A 19,740-nucleotide genomic window follows, 5' to 3' on the forward strand; every position below is an offset into this window, starting at 1 on the left:
CCGACTCCCACTGGGGGTCGGCCCTTGCGCGTTGTCACCGGTCGCGGCGGAACCACGCGGTGGTGTCGGGATGAAGGGTGAGCGCGCAGGCGGCGACCACCGCGAGGACGTGGATCGTTCGGAGCAGGACTTCGGCCCCGAACAGTGGGGTGAAGGACAGGTCGCCGAGGGAGTGGTTGGTGAGCCAACTGATCGGCTCGGTCAGCAGACTCGCCATGCCGACGGTGCCCAGTAGGAGGGTGAGCAGCCAGCGGGACCAGGGGACGCCGCGGCGGAAGTAGCGGTCGATGACGACGAACAGGGCGCCGTACAGAATTGTGCGCAAGGCGACCTGGGCGACCAGACCGAGCACGGGCGCGCCGTCGTGGATCGCCAGGCTCAGGGCCAGGATCGACTCGGCGACGCCGGCGCCGACAGCCAGGAACCAGGCGCCGGTGGCGGCGCGGGCCGTCAGCGGTGTGGTGGGGGCGACCCGGAGGAGTGTGCGTTCCATACCTCCAGGGTCCGCCGCGGCGGCGTGAAGGTCAGGAGTGCTGGGACCCCGACGCGGGTGGTGGTACGTCCACCAGCCGGGCGGCGTGGCGGCCCGACGCGGCCGCGGCCTCGAAGTACGCGCGGTCGCCGTCCAGGTCCCGGCCCATCGTCGACAGCTTGACCGGCGCGTCCCGCAGGGCGTCGTACAGGCCCTCGATGCCGACCCGGACGACGCGGTGCCGCGCCTTCAACGGTTCGGCCGCGTCGCGGACGGCGTCGCCGAAGTCCCCGGCCAGATCCGGTACGACGACGTCGGCGGGCTGCAGCGCCACCCGCCCGTACGCCGTGAAGTTGTGGTGCGAGATCCCGCGGTGCCGCGGTCGCGGGTCGGCCTCGGAGATGCGCAGGGACGCGACCGCGCGCCCGCCGAGCGTGCCGACCGCGTTCACGGCCTCACCGGACTGGACGCCCGAGAAGCCCCAGCGCGTGCCGGTGCCGAGGTTGCCCGGTCCCTGGGTGATCACGACCAGCTCGGCCGCGAGCACGTGGACCGCCGTGAGCAGCCCGGTGTGGACCGTCACGGCCTCGCGGTCGCCGCCGTACGCCTGGCCGACGGTCACCGTCCCGGCCAGCCAGCCGCTGTCCCGCAGCGACGCGACCGTGCGCGAGAAGGCGAGCGGGAGCGCGCCGCCGTCGGTCATCACGTAGACGACGCGGGTGGTCGGCCGCGTCTCGTAGACGCCGGCGAGCACGGCGGGCAGTGCCGAGTGCAGATCGGCCACGACGACCGGCGTACCGAACAGGTCGTCGGCGTCGCGCAGTACGTCGTGGTCGGGGGAGTCCTGCTCGTCGGCGCCGAGCACCATCGCCTGGAGCGGGGTGTAACGGGCCTTGACCAGGTGGCCGTTCTCCGGCGGGTCGGCCGGCAGCCGGTCGGGGATCGCGACCACGAGCGCGTACCCGCCGGTGCCGAGGCCGCGGTCGAGGGCGCCGACGTTGAGCAGCACGCGATCGCCCTCGGCGGGCTGACCGACGAGGTCTGGATAGGCCAGAGCCTTGACGGTCTGCTGTCCGACGCTCACTTTCAGCTCCTGGGCACCCGTCCAGGCGCGCCCGAGCTCGGTCACCACACCCTCACGCCAACGGATCACACGCAGACCCTAAACCTGTTGCGACGAGTCAACACGCATCTCGAACGTCTGTTCGGCGCGCAGTACGCGTTTCGCCCCCGGAACCCCGTAAGGTGGTCGGGTGTCGGCGCGGAAGAGTGAGCGGCTGCTCAACCTGGTGATCTGCCTGCTGGTGGCGCGCACGTACGTGACCAAGGAGCGGATCCGCGAGGTGGTCGAGGGCTACGCCGGGCAGACCGACGACGCCTTCGAGAAGATGTTCGAGCGCGACAAGGACGAGCTGCGCGATCTCGGCATCCCGATCGAGATGGGCACCATCGACAAGTTCTTCTCCGACGACGTGGGCTACCGGATCCGCCGCGACGTCTTCGAGCTGCCCGAGGTGCACCTGGAGCCGGACGAGGCCGCCGTGCTCGGCGTCGCCGCCCGGGTCTGGCAGCACGCCAGCCTGGCCGAGGCGACCACGTCGGCGGTACTGAAGCTGAAGGCGGCCGGGATCCAGACCGACCAGTCGGCGCTGAGCGCGATCGAGCCGCATGTCGGCGCGTCCGAGCCGGCCTTCGACCCGCTGTGGTCGGCGGTGGTCAGCCGGACGGTGGTCCGGTTCGAGCACCGGCGCAGTGGCGCGTCCGAGCCGACCACGCGGACGCTGGAGCCCTGGGGCATCGTGTCCTGGCACGGCCGCTGGTACGTCGTGGGCCGCGACCGCGACCGCGAGGCGACCCGGATGTTCCGGATGTCGCGGATCGGCGGCAACGTGAAGACCGTCGGCGGCGCAGGCGCGTTCACCGTGCCGGAGGGCACCGACCTGCGCTCGCTGGTCGCCGAGCTGGCGCCGCCGCGGCCGACGTCGGAGGCGAAGGTGCGGGCCCGGACCGGGTCGTGCGTCAGCCTGCGCCGCCGGGCGAACGCGATCGAGCCGTACGAGGACGGCTGGGACCTGCTGCACGTCCCGTACGCCGACTCCGGTGTGCTGGCCGAGGAGATCGCGTCGTACGGGCCCGACGCGGTGGTCGAAGGGCCGGGCGACGTCCTGGACGGCGTACTGCGGCGGCTGCGGACGGTGGCGGGGGTCGGATGAGCAACGCGCGTGACCAGGTCCAGCGGCTGCTCGCGCTGGTGCCCTACCTGCGGGAGAACGACGGCGCCCGGGTCGACGACGTCGCCGCGGACTTCGGGGTGCGGCCGAAGCAGATCATCGCCGACCTCAAGGTGCTCTGGTTCTGCGGCCTGCCGGGCGCGCAGATGGGCGACCTGATCGAGATCGACATCGACGCCGCCGAGGGCGAAGGCGTCATCCACCTGAACAACGCCGACTACCTGGCCCGGCCGCTGCGGCTCGCGGCGGACGAGGCCCTCGCGCTGCTGACCGCGCTGCGCACGCTGCGCGAGGTGACCGCCGGTGGCGACCGTGACGCCGTCGACCGGGCGATCGGCAAGCTGGAGACGGCCGCCGGGGCGGGCGCCGCGGCCAGCGAGGGTGCCGCCGCACACGTCCACGTCGAGCCGGCCGCGCCGGAGATCGCCGAGACGGTCAACCGCGGGCTGGCCGGCAAGCGGCGGCTGCACCTGACGTACGACGTACCGTCGCGTGACGAGACGACCGAGCGGGACGTCGATCCGATGCGGCTGGTGGTCTCCGAGGGCCGCACGTATCTCGAGGCCTGGTGCCGGCTGGCTGAGGACGTGCGGCTGTTCCGCCTGGATCGGATTGCCGGGGTCAAGCTGCTCGATCTGCCCAGCGAGCCGCCGCCGGAGGCGACTCCGCGGGACCTGTCCAACGGGATGTTCCAGCCCTCCGACTGCGACCTGCTCGCCACGGTCTCACTGGCGCCGCCGGCCCGCTGGGTCGCCGAGTACTACCCGACGGAGTCGGTCGAGGAAGGCCCCGACGGCTCGCTGATCATCCAGTTGCGGGTGGCCGACACGGCGTGGCTGCAGCGTCTGGTGCTGCGCCTCGGCGGCTCGGCGACGGTCCTCGAACCAGCTGAGCTGGGCGCCCAGATCGCCGGCACCGCCCGCGAGGCCTTGTCGGCGTACGACGACCAGCTCTGACGCCGGTCAGGCGCCGAAGCGGCCTCGGGCCTCCACCGGGATCAGCGGCTTCTCGGCCCGGACCTTGAGCTGCTGGACGGCCCAGGTGTTGCCGTCGGGGTCGCTGAAGCCGAAGAAGGTGCCGCCGTCGTCGGGAGAGAAGCTGGTGATCTCCGAGCACTCGACACCGCGGCCGACCAGCTCGGCCCGGGCGGCCTCGGCATCGGCGACGCAGAGCTGGAGGCCGCGCAGCGAGCCGGGGGTCATCTCGTTCTGGGACGGCAGGCTGCCGACGACGATCGAGCAGCCGGAGCCGCGGGGCGTGAGCTGGGCGACGTGCATGTGCTCGTTGACCGTGTCGTGATCGAGGTCGAAGCCGACCTGGTCGCGGTAGAAGGCGATCGCCCGGTCGAGGTCGGAAACGGGGACGACCACGACTTCCAGGGTCCAGTCCATCGAAGTGCTCCTAGCGGGAGGGGCGCTGGATGCGCCCGGCACTCAGTACGACGTACCGGCGGCGGAAAGTCATCGCTCACCAGGTCATCGGCAGCCCGAACGCGGCGAACAGGTGCGGCTCGAAGGTGGTGATCTCCGCGATCAGGCCGTCCTCGAACCGCAGTACGTCGAGCAGCTGGGCCCGGTAGACGCTCGTGCCAGGCCGTTGCAGGTACGCCGCGACGGCGAGCTGCCCGTTGGCCTGGACCGGCACGTGCCGCCAGTGCCCGGCGAACATCGGCGACGCCGGGTCCAGGTTCGGCCGGACGAAGCCGAAGAGCGCGTCGCGCGAGGTGAACCAGAACGGGTTCGGCGGCATCGTCAGTACGGCGTCCTGGCGGACCAGCTCCACCATCGCGTCGATGTCGGCCACGGCCGCCGCGTCCATGTACCGCTGCAGCAACGCCCGGTCCTCAGCGCTCGGCTCGCGGGCCGACCAGTCCTCGCGCCGCTGCGGCAGCGCCTCCCGCAGAGCGGCCCGTCCACGCTGTACGGCGCTGTTGGCCGACGCCAGGCTGGAACCGAGCAGTTCGGCGGTCTCCTGCGCCGACCAGCGGGCGACGTCGCGCAGGATCACCGCGGCGCGCTGCCGTGGCGGCAGGTGCTGGATCGCGGTGAGGAACACCAGCTCGAGCGTCTCGCTCGCCACGGCCTGCTCGTCCGGCTCGTGCCCGGGCGCAGGTCGCTCGGGCAGCTGGTCGTCCGGGTACGGCTGGAGCCAGGCGATCCGGGGCGGTGGCGGGCCGTCGCCGGAGTCCAGGCCCGGGATCGGCTCGTACGTCGCCGGCTGCCGGTTGAGCTTGCGCAGGAAGTCGAGGCAGGCGTTGGTGGCGATCTTGTAGAGCCAGGCGCGCGGGTTGTCGATCTCGGCGAGGGTGCCGGCCGAGCGCCAGGCGCGCAGGAAGGTCTCCTGGGTGAGGTCCTCGGCTTCGTCGTACGAGCCGAGCAGGCGGTAGCAGTGCGCGCGCAGCTCGTTGCGGTGCGACTCGATCAGCGCGGTGAAGGCGTCCTCACCGGAATTCGTCACGCCGCCGGGTGTGACGTTTTCCGAAAGCGTCACGCGGTCCGGCGTGACGTTTTCCTCCCGCGCCTGACGAGCCACGCGCCGCAGCTGGGTGATTCTGGTCGACAGCGCCTCGACGTCGGCGTGCAGCGCGGTGGGAGGCGTCGGCCGGAGCCGGCGGGCCCGGTCGGCGATGTCCGAGATCAGCTCCTGGACCGGAAGCCCGGGGGACCGGCGGCGCTCCCGGTAGGCGCGCTGCCGACACGCCGGTGAGCAGTACGACGCCGTCCGCCCCGGCCCGCCGCTGCTCGCGATCGGTTTCCCGCACACCGTGCACGTCATCGCGGCCTCATCCTTGACTGAGGATCCGCTCCAGCGGCGTGCGGAACCGCGGCGTGATCCGCACCCCGGCCAGCCACGACGTCCAGCGGGCGGCATGGTCCTCGATCGCGGCCGCGGTCTCCCGGCCGACGTCCTCGAGCAACTGGTACCGGACCTCACCCGACTCCGGCTGGCCCCACGCGCCGACGATCCGGCCGTCGGCCCAGATCGTCGGGCCGATGTTGCCGGTGGTGTCGAACAGGCGGGCCTTGTGCTCGCCCAGGTACCACCCGCGGTCCTTCCAGCCCATCGGCGTCGGATCCAGCGCGGGCAGGAACGCGACCCAGGGCTCGACCTCCGCCTCGGGCGCCTCGTCACCGGGCAGCACGTAGCCCGGTGTGCCGTCCAGGTCGACCTCGACGGCGTCCACCGCGACCAGCGCCTTGCGGGTCTGGCCGAGCGTCCACCCGGTCCACCACTGCAGATCCGCCGTCGTGCCCGGCCCGAAGGATTGCAGCCACGCCCGCGCGAGCGCCGTCCGGGCGTCGTCGGCGGTGAGATCGCTGCTGAGGCCGCTCGGCAGCCACTTCTGCGCCGGGGACCACTGGTGCTGGCTGCTCAGCCACGTGCCGAGCGGGCGGCCGCGGACGATCCGCCCCTCGGCCGCGAGCTGGAACAGCACCCGGCTGGTGACGTACGGCTGAGCGGCGTACGACTTACCCTCCGCCATCGCCAGCCGGCTGCGCAGCCGCGGCTCGTCCTGGGCGAGCTCCTGCGCGGTCGCCGAGCCCCGCAGGCTGAGCGCGGTGGCCGTCGACTCCTCGACGGCTCGCAGCCACTGCCCGGCCGCGTCGGCGTCGCCGGCGATTCCGGCCTCGACCAGGTGCTTGACCAGCAACTTGCGCTGCTTCACCGCGATGTCGTCGGTGCACGCGGCCTGCACGACCGGAGCGAACGACGTCGGAACGACGAACACCGTGCGCCGCATCCCGAGCATCCGGATCAGCGTGCGGTCGTCGTACAGGGCACGCTCGGTGAGCGCGACGTCACTACCCGGCACGCGGGCGGCGGCCGACAGGTGCACCGTCGCCGGATCGGTCGCGTGCAGCACGACCATCGAGGCCGCCGCCTCGACCGGATCGGCCGCCTGGCAGGAAGTCGCCAGCCGGTGCCGCCGGCCCAGCCTCCTGCGCCGCTCCTCGATCCCGATCCGCACCACGCCGGCCCCCTCGCTCAACGGCGGAACGCGGGACTGCGCCCCGTCCGGACACCAATTCTTACCATCGCGTTCCGACATCGTTGCCCGTAGCGGACACCCGGCGGCGTGGATCGCGCCCCCGGACCGGATAGGCTCCCGCTATGTACTGGTTCCTGCTCTTCCTCGCGGTGGTGGCGGTGTGGCTCGGAGTCCTCGCCCTGCTGGCGAAGAAGCTGTGGGGCCAGACCAAGGCGCTGACGCGTGAGTTGGTCGCCGCCCAGTCCAAGCTCGAGGCGGCGCAGAGCCAGGGGTCAAGACGGACCCGGGAGTCTGCGCGTTCCTGAGCGTAGTATCGGCCCAAGTCTCACGTTGAGCCATCGTTAGTCGTGAAAGGGAGATCCTCATGCCCCCGCTTCTCGGTATGCCCCAGGGCGCAGAGTGGCTCGTCATCCTCGCGATCGTCGTGCTGCTGTTCGGTTCGGCCAAGCTGCCGGCCCTGGTCAAGCAGCTCGGCAAGTCGAAGAAGATCTGGGAGGAAGAAGTCGGCACCGGCCGGAAGAAGGACGCCGAGCTGACCGAGGGCCAGCCTCCGGTGCAGCAGCCGGTCCAGCCCGTCCAGCCGGTTCAGCAGCCCGTGCAGCCGCCGGTTCAGCAGACCCCGCAGCAGAACCAGACGAACGGCCAGGCTCCGGGCGACGGCATGCCGCCGACGCACACCGCCAACTGAGTCACGCGCACCACCTGTGACGATGGTGAGGTTCGGACGGCGCAAGGAACCACGTCCGAAGGACGAAGAGGGTCGGATGACCCTGCGCGAGCACATCGCCGAGCTGCGCAACCGGCTGCTCGTCTCGGTGCTCGCGATCGTGCTGCTGACGATCGTCGGCTATGTCTTCTACGACCAGGCGCTGGACTTCCTGGTCAAGCCGTTCAACACCGGCGTGGCCGACCTGATCGCGAGCAACAACGGCGGCAAGCGGCCCGAGCTCACCTTCAACAACGTGACCTCGCCGTTCACCTTCCAGATCAAGATCTCGCTGGTGTTCGGCCTGATCCTGGCCGCGCCGGTGTGGCTGTACGAGCTGTGGGCGTTCATCGCTCCCGGTCTGCACCGGTCCGAGCGGCGCTGGGCGGTGCTGTTCGCGGCGATCGCGACCCCGCTGTTCGCGGCCGGGCTGGCGGTGGCCTACTGGACGCTGCCGAAGGGCATCGAGATCCTGATCGGCTTCACGCCGGACTTCGCCCAGAACCTGATCACGCTGCCGGAGTACCTGGACTTCGTGCTGCGCACGATGCTGGTGTTCGGGATCGCGTTCCTGCTGCCCCTGGTCGTCGTGCTGCTGAACATCGTCGGGGTGGTTCCGTCCGCCGCGCTGGCCAAGTTCCGCCCGTACATCGTGCTGGCGATCTTCGTCTTCGGCGCGGTCGCGACGCCGTCGGGTGACCCGTTCTCGCTGATGTTCCTGGCGCTGCCGATGTGCGCGTTGTTCTTCGGCGCCGAGATCATCACCCGGATCCTGGACAAGCGGAAAGCCCGCAAGGCCGAAGCCCTCCTGGCCGAATGACCAGCCGGAGAATCGCGCTGGTGGTCAATCCCACCAGCGGTCGCGGCCTGGGCGCGCGGGTGGCTCCGGTGGTCCAGCGGCGGCTGGAGGCCGGCGGGCTGGACGTCGATCGGTACGAGACGACCTGCGCGGAGGACGTCGGCCGGATCTCCGCCGAGGTGGTCGCGTCCGGCGCGGACGGGGTCGCCCTCGTCGGCGGTGACGGCACGCTGCATCTGGGCGCACAGGTGCTGGCCGAGTCGGGCATGCCGTTCGGCGTGATCCCGGCCGGGACCGGCAACGACTTCGCCCGCGGCCTCGGCGTACCGCTGAAGGACCCGGTCGCGGCCGCCGACCTGATCGTGGCCGGCCGGACCCGGGCGGTCGACCTCGCGGTCGCCGAGGGCAGGTTCATCACCACCGTCGTGGCCGGCGGGTTCGACTCCCTGGTGAACAAACGCGCCAACGCGATGACCTGGCCGAAGGGCAACGCCCGCTACACCCTCGCGACGCTGGCCGAGCTGCGCACCTTCACGCCGCTGTCGTACGTCCTGACCGTCGACGGCGAGCGGATCGAGACCGACGCGATGCTGGTCGCGGTCGGCACCGGCCCGACGTACGGCGGGGGACTGCAGATCTGCGCGGGCGCCGAGATCGACGACGGCCGGCTCGACATCACGATCATCAGGCCGGTGTCCCGGCTGACCCTGCTGCAGATGTTCCCGAAGCTGTCCAAGGGCACCCATCTGGGCCATCCGGCGGTGCACACCCTGCGCGGCGCGACCGTCCGGCTGGAGTCGCCGACCGTCACCGCGTACGCCGACGGCGAGATCCTCGGCCCGCTGCCGGTCGACATCGGCATCGCACCCGGCGCGCTCACCGTCTACGGCTGAGCGGGAGGCGTACGGCGACAGCTTCCACATCGACTGAGCTGCTGTTCAGGAGGTCGCGTCGACGACCTCCAGGCGGGCCTCGACCGGGGCGCCGGCCTGGAGGTCTTCGGCGGTGCGGACCGCCTTCTTCACGGGCAGCACGTAGGTCCCGGTCTTGCTGTCCGGGAAGACCGACGTCTGCCAGGTGGTGCTGCCGACCGTGACGGTCACGCGCACCGATCCGAACCCACGGCGGGTCCCGGCCGTGAGGTCGGCGATGTCGTCGCTGGTCTCGGCCGGGACGGAGACGAAGTGCCAACTGCCCTCGCCCGGGTGCTCCCACAGGAGCGCTGAGAACTCGAAGATCCCGATGCCTGCCACAAGCCCGAGCGTAGAGACCTCCGCCGACAGATTCGGCCTACACGAGTGCTCGTTCGGTGTCGGCGGCCGGTGCGCCGGCGGGTTTCACCGTGGGCAGGCCCGCTTGGCCCTCGACGTCGATGACCGGCAGCAGCCGGTCGAGCCAGCGGGGGATCCACCAGTTGGCCTTGCCGAGCAGCTTCATCGTCGCCGGCACCAGGATCATCCGGACGACGGTCGCGTCGATGAAGATCGCGACGGCCAGGCCGAGCCCGAACATCTTGGCCGCCGGATCGCCACTGGCGACGAAGCCGAGGAAGACCGAGATCATGATCAGTGCGGCCGACGTGATCACCCGCCCGGTGGTGGCGATGCCGTGCACGACCGAGCCGTCGTTGTCGCCGGTGGCCAGGTACTGCTCCCGCACCCGGGAGAGCAGGAACACCTCGTAGTCCATCGACAGCCCGAACAGGATCGCGAACATGAACATCGGGATGAACGGCACGATCGGCACGGTCGACTCCAGCCCGATCAGGTCCGCGCCCCAGCCCCACTGGAAGACCATCACCATCACACCGAAGGACGCGCCGATGCTGACCAGATTCATCAGCGCGGCCTTGAGCGGCACGAGAACCGACCGGAACACCAGCGTCAGCAGTAGCACCGACAGCAGGATCACGGTGCCCACGAACAGGGGCAGCCGGTCGTTGACCCTGGCGCCGACATCGGCGAAGCTCGCCGTCTGCCCACCGACGTGAGCCTTCGCCGGACTCCCACGCAGTACGGCGGGAAAGACGTCGGCGCGCAGCCGCTCGACCGTGTCCAGCGTGGCGTCGTCCTGAGGCCCGGTGGTCGGGAACGCGACCAGCGTCGCGAGACCGGCGGCGGCGTTCACCTCGGGAGGCGCGACGGCGGCGATGCCCTGGTCGGCTTTGATCGCGTCGAGCAACGGCTGGACGACGCTCGCGTCCTTCGAGATGTCCACGGCGATCACCAGCGGACCGTTGATACCGGGACCGAATCCCTCGGCCACGAGGTCGTACGCCCGGCGCTCGGTCCGGTTCTGGGGAAGAGCTCCCTCGTCCGGAGTGCCGACCCGAAGCGCGAGGACCGGCGCGGCCAGGGCGAGCAGCGCGATGGTCGCGCCGACGGCGTAGACCACGGCGTGCCGGGACACGTGCCGGGCCCACCGTTGCCAGCCCGCGGTGTGCGCCGTGGCGTCGACGCGTCGTACCCGGAGGCGGTTGATCCAGTGCCCGGCGAGCCCCAGGAACGCCGGCAGCAAGGTGATCGAGGCAATGACCATGATCAGTACGACGACCGAGACGGCGATCCCACCGGCGGTCATGAACGGTACGCCGGCCACGGCCAGGCCGAGGATCGCGATCACCACCGTGCCGCCGGCGAAGACCACGGCCTGCCCGGCGGTGGCGACCGCGCGGCCGACCGACTCCTCGACGGTCAGGCCCTGGGCGAGGTACTCGCGGTGCCGGGTGACCAGGAACAGCGCGTAGTCGATGCCGACGCCGAGGCCGACCATGCTGCCGACCACCGGAGCCCAGCTCGGGACGTCGATCAGGTAGGTGATCAGCGACATCGAGCTGACGCCGAGCGCGAGGCCGAACAGCGCCAGCCCGATCGGCAACCCCATCGCGATCAGCGAGCCGAACGTCACGAGCAGGACCAGGACGGCAGCGACCAGACCGAGCGCCTCGCCGAGGCCCGTCGCGGGTTCCTCGAAGGCGAAGAACAGGTCGCCGCCCAGCTCGATCCGCAGGGTCGAGTCCGCTGCCGCCGCGAACTCTTTGAGATTGTCCAGGTCGGCCGGGGCCAGCTCGTCCTGCACCGGGTACTGCAGGCGAATGACGGCGATCCGGCCGTCGGGCGACACCGCTCCGGCGCCGGCTTCCGCGGCGAGCGGATCGCTCGCTCCCAGCACCTTGGGCAGCTCGGCGGCCGCCGCCCGGACCTCACTCAACCCAGCCCGCGCGGCAGCCGAGTCGCGGAACGTTGTGCCGTCGAGCGGCGTGACGACCACCTGCGCGGTCAGTCCGGCTTGGTCCGACCCGGCGTTCGACAAGAGATCGGTCGCCCGCTGCGAGTCGAGGCCCGGCGCTCCCATCGAGTCCTCGAGCTTCTGGCCGAAGGCGCTGGACGCCGCGATCACGAGCACGGCGACGACCAGCCAGCTCCCGATCACCGTCCAGGGCCGGCGGGCGGCGTACCGGCCCAGGCGGTAGAGGGCAGACGACATCATCGCGATCTCCTTCGGTGAGACTCCGGTACGGCGACGCCGCCGCGGATTCAGCGTCGCGGGATCCGGCGGCGCGCACCTCGGGCGAAGGGCCGCGGTTGCCTCGGCCGCACGGCCGATCGCGGGGCCGTACTTTGGGCCGATCCGCGGCCCGCCCGGGGTGTCTACTGTGAGCCCATGCTGAGAAACGCGGTCCGGTCGCTCTGGGCCGAACCGCGCGCCCCGCACCCACCGCGCCGCGTCTGGCGGGACTGGGTGCTCGTCGGCCTGCTGGTCCCCACGGCGATCGTCGAGGGAGTGCTGCACGATCCGCTGGTCTGGCGACCCGTCGCGACGCTGCTCGGGGTGGTGTTCGCCGTCGCGCTGCTCTGGCGGCGCACGCACCCCTTCGCGGTCGTGGCCGGCACGTTCGGTTCGCTGATCGTGCTGGATCTCGCCATCCTGCTCACCGTTCGTGAGCCGGTCGGGCTGACCACGATGATCTTCGTCGTCCTGCTGCCCTATGCGCTCTGGCGCTGGGGATCCGGCCGGGAGATCGGGATCGGGACGGTGCTCGTTCTGGTCACGTTGGCCCTCGGGCTGACCGTGGACCGGACCGGACTGGTCGATTCGGTGCTCGGCAGCATGTTCCTGCTGTTCCCGGCGACGCTCGGCGCCGCGGTCCGTTACCGCGCCTCGGCGCGGGTCCGTGAGCTGGACCAGGTCCGGTTGCGGGAGCGCGAACAGCTTGCCCGCGAACTGCACGACACGGTCGCGCACCACGTCTCGGCGATCGCCATCCGGGCCCAGGCCGGCCGGGTCGTGGCGGTGGCCGATCCGGGAGCGGCGGTGGATGCTCTGGTGGTGATCGAGGCGGAGGCCTCGCGCACCCTCACCGAGATGCGGATCATGGTCGCCGGCCTGCGCGCGGACGAGGCGGCGGCGCTGGGACCGCAGCCGGGCGTGGCCGACCTCGAGCAGCTGGCCCGGAGTACAGGACCACGGCCTCGGGTGGAGCTCGAACTGTCGGGCGACCTCGACGACCTCGGCCCCTCGGTGGACGCCGCCGTCTACCGGATCGCCCAGGAGTCGATCACGAACGCTGTCCGGCACGCCCGCGACGCGACCCGCATCGACGTCCGGGTGGCCGCCGACGCCGACTGCGTCCGGCTGACCGTCCGGGACGACGGCGAGGCAGGTTCGGCCGGGCCGGTGGGCTATGGCCTGGTCGGCATGACCGAGCGAGCCACGCTGCTCGGCGGCTCGTTCGAGGCGGGTCCCGGCCCGGACAAGGGTTGGACGGTCGAAGCCGTGCTGCCGAAGTCGGGAGCGGCCGGATGAGCATTCGCGTGCTCGTCGCCGACGACCAGGACCTGGTCCGGACCGGGTTGACGATGATCCTCGACGCACAGCCCGGCATCGAGGTGGTCGGCCAGGCCGCCGACGGCCGCGAGGCGGTCGAACTCGCCCGCCGGCTGCGGCCCGACGTGTGCCTGTTCGATATCCGGATGCCTGGCGTGGACGGGATCGCCGCCACGCGCGAACTGGCCGGGCCGCAGGTCGACGACCCGCTCGCGGTCGTGGTGATCACGACGTTCGACCTCGACGAGTACGTGCACGGCGCGCTCAAGGCAGGCGCCCGCGGCTTCCTGCTCAAGGGCGCCGGGCCCGAGCTCCTGGTCCAGGCGATCCACGCGGCCGCGCGGGGTGACGCGCTGATCGCGCCGAACATCACCGCCCGGCTGCTCGCCGCCTTCTCCGACACCCGGCTGGGCCGCCCACCGGCCCAGCCGGTCGAACCCCTGACCGACCGCGAGGAGCAGATCCTGGTCACCGTCGCCCAGGGCCGGACCAACGCCGAGATCGCCGGCGACCTGCACATCAGCCTCAGCACGGTGAAAACGCACCTGGCCAGCATCATGGGCAAACTGGGCGCCCGGAACCGCGTGGAACTGGTCATGTGGGCCTACGAGACGCAGCGCGTGCACCGCTGATCGCTGTCCGTGCCCAGGCGGGTGGGCGGGGTTCTGGGGGTGCGGGCAGCTAGCCTGGGGCCATGGGTGAGCGGAGCGAGGCCATGCAAAAGTACAGTGAGCTGTGCTCACGCACGCCCGCAGCGAAGCGAGGACGTGCGTGAGCACCCCGTCCGAGAAGTACGCCCTTTTCCGCTCGGACCAGGAGCATCCCGCCGTGAAGGAGTTCCGGGGGCTCTACGACTTCGAGCTGGACGAGTTCCAGCTGCGCGCCTGCGCCGCCCTCGAAGACGGCCACCAGGTGCTGGTCGCGGCGCCGACCGGGTCCGGCAAGACGCTGGTCGGCGAGTTCGCCGTGCACCTGGCCCTGCAGCGCGGGCAGAAGTGCTTCTACACCACCCCGATCAAGGCCCTGAGCAACCAGAAGTACGCCGACCTGGTCAGCCGCTACGGCCACGACAAGGTCGGGCTGCTGACCGGTGACAACTCGATCAACTCCGAGGCCCCGATCGTCGTGATGACGACCGAGGTGCTGCGCAACATGCTGTACGCCGGTTCGCACACCCTGCTCGGCCTGTCCTACGTCGTGATGGACGAGGTGCACTACCTGGCCGACCGGTCCCGTGGCGCGGTCTGGGAGGAAGTGATCATCCACCTGCCGGACTCGGTCGCGGTGGTCTCGCTGTCGGCGACGGTGAGCAACGCCGAGGAGTTCGGCGACTGGCTGGAGACCGTGCGCGGCAACACCGTCGTCGTGCTGGAGGAGAAGCGGCCGGTCCCGCTGTTCCAGCACGTGATGGTCGGCAAGCGGCTGCACGACCTGTTCGCGGGCGAGACGCCGACCGCGGGGGCGGCGCAGGCGCAGTTCGGCCCGTCGGCCGGGCGGCCGGCCCGGTCGGGCAACCCGGCGAAGGCCGCGGCCCAGAAGTCGGGCGGGACGCCCGACCTGCGCGACCTGGTCAACCCGCAGCTGGTCCGGATCGCCCGCGACGACAACCGGATCTTCCGCGACGACTCGCGCAAGCCGCGCCGCCGCCGCGACCTGCCGAAGACCCGGCCGAGCAAGTCCCACTTCACGCCGTACCGGTCGGACGTGGTCGAGGAGCTGGACGCGGGCGCGCTGCTGCCGGCGATCTACTTCATCTTCTCCCGCAAGGGCTGCGAGGACGCGATGCTGCAGTGCCTGCGGTCCGGGCTGCGGCTGACCAAGCCGAGCGAGCGCGACGAGATCAAGCGGGTGCTGGCCGAGCGCACCGTCGACCTGCCCGACGAGGATCTTGGCGTGCTCGGCTACCACGACTTCGCCGAGGCGCTCAGCCGTGGCATCGCGGCCCACCACGCGGGCATGCTGGCGGCGTTCAAGGAGGTCGTCGAGGAACTGTTCGCGCGCGGCCTGATCAAGGTCGTGTTCGCCACCGAGACGCTTGCCCTGGGCATCAACATGCCCGCCCGCACGGTGGTGCTGGAGAAGCTCAGCAAGTGGAACGGCGAGGCGCACGTCGACATCACCCCGGGGGAGTACACGCAGCTCACCGGCCGGGCCGGGCGGCGCGGGATCGACGTCGAGGGTCACGCCGTCGTGCTGTGGCAGCCGGGCTTCGACCCGCGCGCTGTCGCAGGTTTGGCGTCGACGCGGACGTATCCGCTGCGCTCGTCGTTCTCCCCGTCGTACAACATGGCGGTGAACCTGGTTCGCCAGGTGGGGCGCAGCCGGGCGCGGGACATGCTCGAGCTGTCGTTCGCGCAGTTCCAGTCCGACCAGGCCGTGGTCGGGCTGGCCCGGCAGGTGCAGCGCAACACCGAGGCGCTCGAGGGCTACAAGGAGTCCATCGACTGCCACCTCGGCGACTTCCTGGAGTACGCCGACCTGCGCCGCCGGATCGGCGAGCGGGAGTCGTCCGGCTCGAAGCGGCGCAAGCTGGACCGCCGGGTCGAGGCGCAGGAGTCGATCGAGAAGCTGCGGATCGGCGACATCATCCGGATCCCGGCCGGCCGCAGCGCGGGCTGGGCGCTGGTGCTCGACCCGGGCATGCGCTCGGAGCGGGAGGGGCCGCGGCCGACCGTGCTGACGCTGGACCGGCAGGTGCGCAAGCTGTCGATGGTCGACTTCCCGACCCCGGTCGAGTCGATCGGGTCGCTGCGGGTGCCGAAGAAGTTCAACGCGCGCAACCCGCAGCAGCGCCGCGAGCTGGCGCAGGTGCTGCGCAACCGCACCGACCTGCACGGCGAGGAGGGCCCGCCGTCGTCGCGCAGCCGCAGCGGCGACGTGATCACCCACGCCGACGACCCGGTGCTGCAGGAGATGCGGGCCGAGCTGCGCGCGCATCCGTGCCACGGCTGCGCCGACCGCGAGGACCACGCCCGCTGGGCCGAGCGCTACTTCCGGCTGGACCGGGAGAACCGCGAGGTCCAGCGCAAGATCGAGCAGCGGACCAACACGATCGCCCGGCAGTTCGACCGGGTCTGCCAGGTGCTCGACGCCCTGCACTACCTGGACGGCGACAAGACCACCGAGGCCGGCGACCGGCTGTCGCGGATCTACACCGAGCTCGACCTGGTCGCGGCCGAGTGCCTGCGGCAGGGCGTGTTCGACGACCTGGACGTGCCGCAGCTCGCGGCCTGCCTGGCGGCGCTGGTCTACGAGTCGCGGTCGAAGGACGAGCCGACGTCGCCGCGGCTGCCGCGCGGTGACGTGCGGATCGCGCTGGAGAAGATGGGCGCGATCTGGCGGGACCTGTCGGCGCTGGAGCGGGACATGCGGGTCGACTTCCTGCGCTCGATGGACCTCGGCTTCTGCTGGGCCGCGTTCCGGTGGGCGTCGGGGGCGTCGCTGAGCGAGGTGCTGTACGAGTCGGATCTCGCGGCCGGTGACTTCGTCCGGTGGGTGAAGCAGCTGATCGACCTCACCGAGCAGGTCGCCGACGCGGCCGGCCCGACGCCGCTGCGGGCGACGGCCCGCGCGGTGACGGAGGAGATCCGGCGCGGCGTGATCTCGTACGCGTCGGTGGTCGACGACGTCTAGGACCGCCTACTGCGCGGAATCGGGAGACAGGCCTCAGCAGCGTCTGATCGGTGCCGTGTAGGTCGTGTTGCTCCCAGTGGCGACGTAGTAGTCGGTGACGTAGCTCCCGTCGGTCAGCCGGTTCCACACCGACGTCGTACCGACCTTGCTGCCCGCGCGCTGGCAGGTGATCCACGCGAGCGAGCCGGTGGGCAAGGTGCCGACCACGCCGTACGACGTACCAGGACCGCTGCGTCGGCTGAGCGACGTGGTGGTCTGGTACGGCAGGGCGCAGCCCGGGATCGGGTAGGAGTAGGTCGTGTTCGACGGGGTGTTGACGTAGTAGTCGGTGACGTAGGCGCCTGAGGTCAGCTTGTTCCAGACGGTGGTCGTGCCGACCTTGGTGCCGTAGGTCTGGCAGACGATCCTGAGCCCGGCACCGGCGCCGTACGTCGCGACGACCGGGTGACTGGTGGACGGTCCGCTGCGCGCGCTCAGGGCGGTCTTGGTGGAGTACGCGAAGCCCACCGAAGCGACCGGCGCGTCGAAACGGTCGCTGTCGATGTTCAGCGTGACCCCGCCGTAGGTCTCGTTGTGATCCCCCCAGTACTGCTTGGCCCGCTGGCCGGAAGCCCAGTAGGCATTGGGAACGGTCGGCCAGTTGAACAGCCCGGTGTTCTTGTCCCACCGGGCGATCCACAGCGCGTCCGGTCGCGCGTACGCCGTGCTGTTGTAGACCTCGGCCAGGTGGCGCGCGCCGCTGTCCTGATGCGCGTAGACCCCCGACAGGTAGCCGTGCCGGTGCAGTTCCTTGGTCCACGCCGACAGGTAACTCAGGACGGCGGCCCGGCAGCTCGCGTTGCCCAGGTCGTAGTGCTCCATGTCGCCGTAGATCGCGCTGCCGCCGACCAGTCCGAGCGCCCGGGCCTTGGTCACCGCGTCGGACGCCGACCCGCGCGCCTGGGCCGCGGCCGTTGCCGTCGACGACGACATCTTCAGCGCTCTGGTCCGGTGCGTGCAGGTCGCCTGCCAGCCCAGGTAGATCGGGATCAATCGCCAACCCTGCTTGGTGACCGCGCTGACCCAGCTCGCGGTGAGCTGGGGTTGCGCGCAGCTCCGGTTCCCGCCGCCGATGTAGATCCCCACCGCCCGGTACGGCGAACTCTTCCACGCCGCCATCTGCGCCACGGTCGGCGCCGTACAGGTGTCGAACGCCCACCCGGTCACCCGCGTCGCGGTGGCCCCCGCGGGGTAGGCCACCCCGGTCGCCGGCTCGGCCTGCGCCGTACCGGCCGTTCCCACCACCAGCGCCCCAGCCGCCGTCCACACTGCGAGCCGCCTCATGACAACCCCTTTCCCACCAGCAGTACACGCCCGAATCGCGCGGACGGCAATGCCGAGTTTCAGCGCATCCCAGCGAGCGATCTCCAGCGTCCGGCGCCGCAGGCCGGGGGTCTCCAGCAGGCCCTGGCCCCGACGGAGTCGTAGCGTGGCAGCAGCAAGCACCTGCTGACCAGGGAGTGGCCATGCCGGAGATCGTCGAGCGAGCAGAGCAGCCGTACGTCGCTGTGCGGGGCACCGTGCAGATGAACGAGATCAGTGCCTTCGCCGAGCGTGGCGGCGAGGTCTTCAGTTGGCTGGCCGCGCGCGGGATCACGCCGGTCGACGCGCTGTTCTTCAAGTACGACGTGGTCGACATGGACAACGGCCTGGTGATCGAGATCGGGGTTCCGGTCGAGGAGCGGCACACCGGGGAAGGCGAGATCGTGACCGGCGTCCTGCCGGCCGGGCGCTATGTCAGCCACACCCACCACGGGCATCCCGACGGTTTGTACCAGGCGACCGGTGATCTGCTGGCCTGGGCCAAGCAGGAAGGTTTGGAGTGGGACGCGGACGGTGACCGCTGGACCGCGCGGCTGGAGGTCTACAAGTCCGACCCGATGGAGGTCCCCGACCTCGACCAGTGGGAGACCGAGCTGCTGTTCCGGCTGCGGGGCTGAGTGCCGACTGTTCTGGCGGGTCTCGGCAAGCTGGATCCTGAGCGGATCCGGCATGTCGCCTCGCCGCTGATCGAGCTCGGCTGTGCGCTGCACGTGCTGGCCGAGCCACGGCATCACGACCGGACCGCCTGGGCCGAAGGCGTTCAGCTGAGCAAGCCGCTGCGCAAGGAGTTGGCCGCCTGGACCTGGACGGTCCGCGCTGTTCGCGCCCGCTTCTTCGCCACCAGTGCCGCGACCGGCCTGCCGACCTGGCAGGACGAACTGGACAGCCTGCGCGCCCGTACGCCGGAAGACCTGGCCGCTGATCTCGTCCGTCCCTTGCGTGGCCGGCCGCTGAGCTCCCGGACCACCGATGCCGACGCCGTACGCCGGTGGGCGCGCAGCCGTGGCCGCGAGGTCGAGGCGTTGGTGGAGTCGCTGCTGACCGACCCGGCCGAGCCGGTCGCGCGGTTCCTGGCACTGCTCGACTCCTGCTGGCATGAGTGGTTCGGCGAGCTCTGGACCGCGTCGTGCGACCAGTTGGCCGCGCGTGGCCGGCAGGACCGGGACCTGGCGGTGCGCGACGGCGTCGCCGCGATGCTGCGATCGCTCGACGGCGCGGTCCACCCGCGCGACGCCGACAGCGTGGTCGTCCAGAAGGTGCAGAACAAGCGGATCGACCTCGCGGCGCGGTCCGTGCTGCTGGTGCCGAGCAACTTCATCGCGCCGCACGTGTTCCTCGGCGAGGTGCCGGGGGAGCCGCTGACGGTGATCTACCCGGCGGCGGCTAAGCGGACCGGCGTACCGGCTGCTCAGGTGGTGCGGACCCGGCTGGAGGCGCTGGCGGCCCCGGACCGTCTGCAGATCTGCCGTGCGGTGGCCAGCGAACCGCGGACCGCCGGAGAGATCGCCGCGCTCTGGGGACTCAACTCGACTCAGGTCACCCGGCATCTACGGGCGCTGACCCGTGCCGGGCTGGTGACGGCCGAGCGGCAGGGGCGGTTCGTCGCGTACCGGCTGGACGAGCAGGTGATGCGTGCCCTCGGCACAGATTTGCTCGACCTCGTGATGCGTTGACGGATTCGGTCAATCCACCGCCGGTCCGACAGCGACCGCGGTTGGC

General features: G+C 71.1%; 19 protein-coding genes. 11 read left to right on the top strand and 8 right to left on the bottom strand.

The features are described from left to right. Nucleotides 1-34: 34 nt before the first annotated feature. Entirely contained in the window at nt 35-493 is a 459-nt protein-coding gene (locus BWI15_RS19545; protein ID WP_077015799.1) for a hypothetical protein, read from the bottom strand. Nucleotides 494-524: 31 nt separating this feature from the next. Further along, nucleotides 525-1,625 carry a DUF3866 family protein gene (locus tag BWI15_RS19550; RefSeq protein WP_077015800.1) on the bottom strand — a complete coding sequence of 367 codons (1,101 nt, stop codon included), beginning with the start codon at nt 1,623-1,625 and terminating at the stop codon, nt 525-527. Nucleotides 1,626-1,725: 100 nt separating this feature from the next. Between BWI15_RS19550 and BWI15_RS19555 the strand changes: the two genes are divergently transcribed. Together BWI15_RS19555 and BWI15_RS19560 are read left to right on the top strand one after the other, a co-directional pair. Next, nucleotides 1,726-2,685, top strand: a complete 960-nt coding sequence (locus BWI15_RS19555) for a helix-turn-helix transcriptional regulator (RefSeq protein WP_077015801.1) — start codon at nt 1,726-1,728, stop codon at nt 2,683-2,685. Continuing rightward, nucleotides 2,682-3,659: a helix-turn-helix transcriptional regulator gene (locus BWI15_RS19560; protein ID WP_077015802.1), complete on the top strand. Its 978-nt coding sequence runs from the start codon at nt 2,682-2,684 to the stop codon at nt 3,657-3,659. Before BWI15_RS19555 ends, BWI15_RS19560 begins: the two co-directional genes overlap by 4 nt. A gap of 6 nt (nt 3,660-3,665) precedes the next feature. Here the strand turns inward: BWI15_RS19560 and BWI15_RS19565 are convergent, their stop codons facing one another. The 3 genes from BWI15_RS19565 to BWI15_RS19575 form a co-directional block, all read right to left on the bottom strand. Next, a complete protein-coding gene (locus BWI15_RS19565; RefSeq protein WP_077015803.1) occupies nt 3,666-4,094 on the bottom strand; it encodes a VOC family protein in 429 nt (142 codons plus the stop codon). 76 nt (nt 4,095-4,170) lie between these two features. After that, complete coding sequence (locus BWI15_RS19570) at nt 4,171-5,478, bottom strand: RNA polymerase subunit sigma-70 (protein WP_077015804.1); 1,308 nt, start codon at nt 5,476-5,478, stop codon at nt 4,171-4,173. Nucleotides 5,479-5,485: 7 nt separating this feature from the next. Beyond that, on the bottom strand, nt 5,486-6,676 hold the full coding sequence (locus BWI15_RS19575) for a winged helix DNA-binding domain-containing protein (protein WP_077015805.1): 1,191 nt from the start codon (nt 6,674-6,676) through the stop codon (nt 5,486-5,488). 140 nt (nt 6,677-6,816) lie between these two features. Between BWI15_RS19575 and BWI15_RS19580 the strand changes: the two genes are divergently transcribed. From BWI15_RS19580 to BWI15_RS19595, 4 genes are all read left to right on the top strand, one after another. Beyond that, entirely contained in the window at nt 6,817-6,999 is a 183-nt protein-coding gene (locus BWI15_RS19580; RefSeq protein ID WP_077015806.1) for a hypothetical protein, read from the top strand. 59 nt (nt 7,000-7,058) lie between these two features. Next, the gene (locus tag BWI15_RS19585; RefSeq protein WP_077015807.1) at nt 7,059-7,382 is read left to right on the top strand and encodes a twin-arginine translocase TatA/TatE family subunit; all 324 of its coding nucleotides are present in this window, start codon (nt 7,059-7,061) and stop codon (nt 7,380-7,382) included. A gap of 76 nt (nt 7,383-7,458) precedes the next feature. After that, on the top strand, nt 7,459-8,220 hold the full coding sequence (gene tatC / locus BWI15_RS19590; RefSeq protein ID WP_077015808.1) for a twin-arginine translocase subunit TatC: 762 nt from the start codon (nt 7,459-7,461) through the stop codon (nt 8,218-8,220). Further along, nucleotides 8,217-9,092 (top strand): diacylglycerol/lipid kinase family protein, encoded by an 876-nt coding sequence (locus BWI15_RS19595; protein ID WP_077015809.1) that lies wholly within the window; start codon nt 8,217-8,219, stop codon nt 9,090-9,092. Before tatC ends, BWI15_RS19595 begins: the two co-directional genes overlap by 4 nt. Before the next feature lie 45 nt (nt 9,093-9,137). Here the strand turns inward: BWI15_RS19595 and BWI15_RS19600 are convergent, their stop codons facing one another. Then, nucleotides 9,138-9,452, bottom strand: coding sequence for a DUF1905 domain-containing protein (locus tag BWI15_RS19600; protein ID WP_077015810.1), 315 nt, complete (start codon nt 9,450-9,452; stop codon nt 9,138-9,140). A 37-nt stretch (nt 9,453-9,489) separates the two neighbouring features. Further along, nucleotides 9,490-11,688 carry an MMPL family transporter gene (locus tag BWI15_RS19605; protein WP_202817683.1) on the bottom strand — a complete coding sequence of 733 codons (2,199 nt, stop codon included), beginning with the start codon at nt 11,686-11,688 and terminating at the stop codon, nt 9,490-9,492. A gap of 174 nt (nt 11,689-11,862) precedes the next feature. Here BWI15_RS19605 and BWI15_RS19610 point away from each other — a divergent pair, with 174 nt between their 5' ends. From BWI15_RS19610 to BWI15_RS19620, 3 genes are all read left to right on the top strand, one after another. Further along, complete coding sequence (locus tag BWI15_RS19610; protein ID WP_077015811.1) at nt 11,863-13,005, top strand: sensor histidine kinase; 1,143 nt, start codon at nt 11,863-11,865, stop codon at nt 13,003-13,005. After that, nucleotides 13,002-13,658, top strand: a complete 657-nt coding sequence (locus BWI15_RS19615; protein WP_077015812.1) for a response regulator — start codon at nt 13,002-13,004, stop codon at nt 13,656-13,658. The genes BWI15_RS19610 and BWI15_RS19615 overlap by 4 nt, the downstream gene beginning before the upstream one ends. A 139-nt stretch (nt 13,659-13,797) precedes the next feature. After that, entirely contained in the window at nt 13,798-16,659 is a 2,862-nt protein-coding gene (locus tag BWI15_RS19620; protein WP_077015813.1) for a DEAD/DEAH box helicase, read from the top strand. 33 nt (nt 16,660-16,692) lie between these two features. On the opposite strand, the gene BWI15_RS19625 is transcribed toward BWI15_RS19620, so the two are convergent. Next, nucleotides 16,693-17,982 carry a glycoside hydrolase domain-containing protein gene (locus BWI15_RS19625; protein WP_077015814.1) on the bottom strand — a complete coding sequence of 430 codons (1,290 nt, stop codon included), beginning with the start codon at nt 17,980-17,982 and terminating at the stop codon, nt 16,693-16,695. A gap of 182 nt (nt 17,983-18,164) precedes the next feature. Here BWI15_RS19625 and BWI15_RS19630 point away from each other — a divergent pair, with 182 nt between their 5' ends. Next, the gene (locus BWI15_RS19630) at nt 18,165-18,638 is read left to right on the top strand and encodes a GyrI-like domain-containing protein (RefSeq protein WP_077015815.1); all 474 of its coding nucleotides are present in this window, start codon (nt 18,165-18,167) and stop codon (nt 18,636-18,638) included. Then, entirely contained in the window at nt 18,639-19,694 is a 1,056-nt protein-coding gene (locus tag BWI15_RS19635; protein ID WP_077015816.1) for an ArsR/SmtB family transcription factor, read from the top strand. The last annotated feature ends 46 nt before the right edge of the window (nt 19,695-19,740 follow it).

This window comes from Kribbella sp. ALI-6-A, assembly GCF_001984195.1.
Lineage (GTDB): Bacteria > Actinomycetota > Actinomycetes > Propionibacteriales > Kribbellaceae > Kribbella.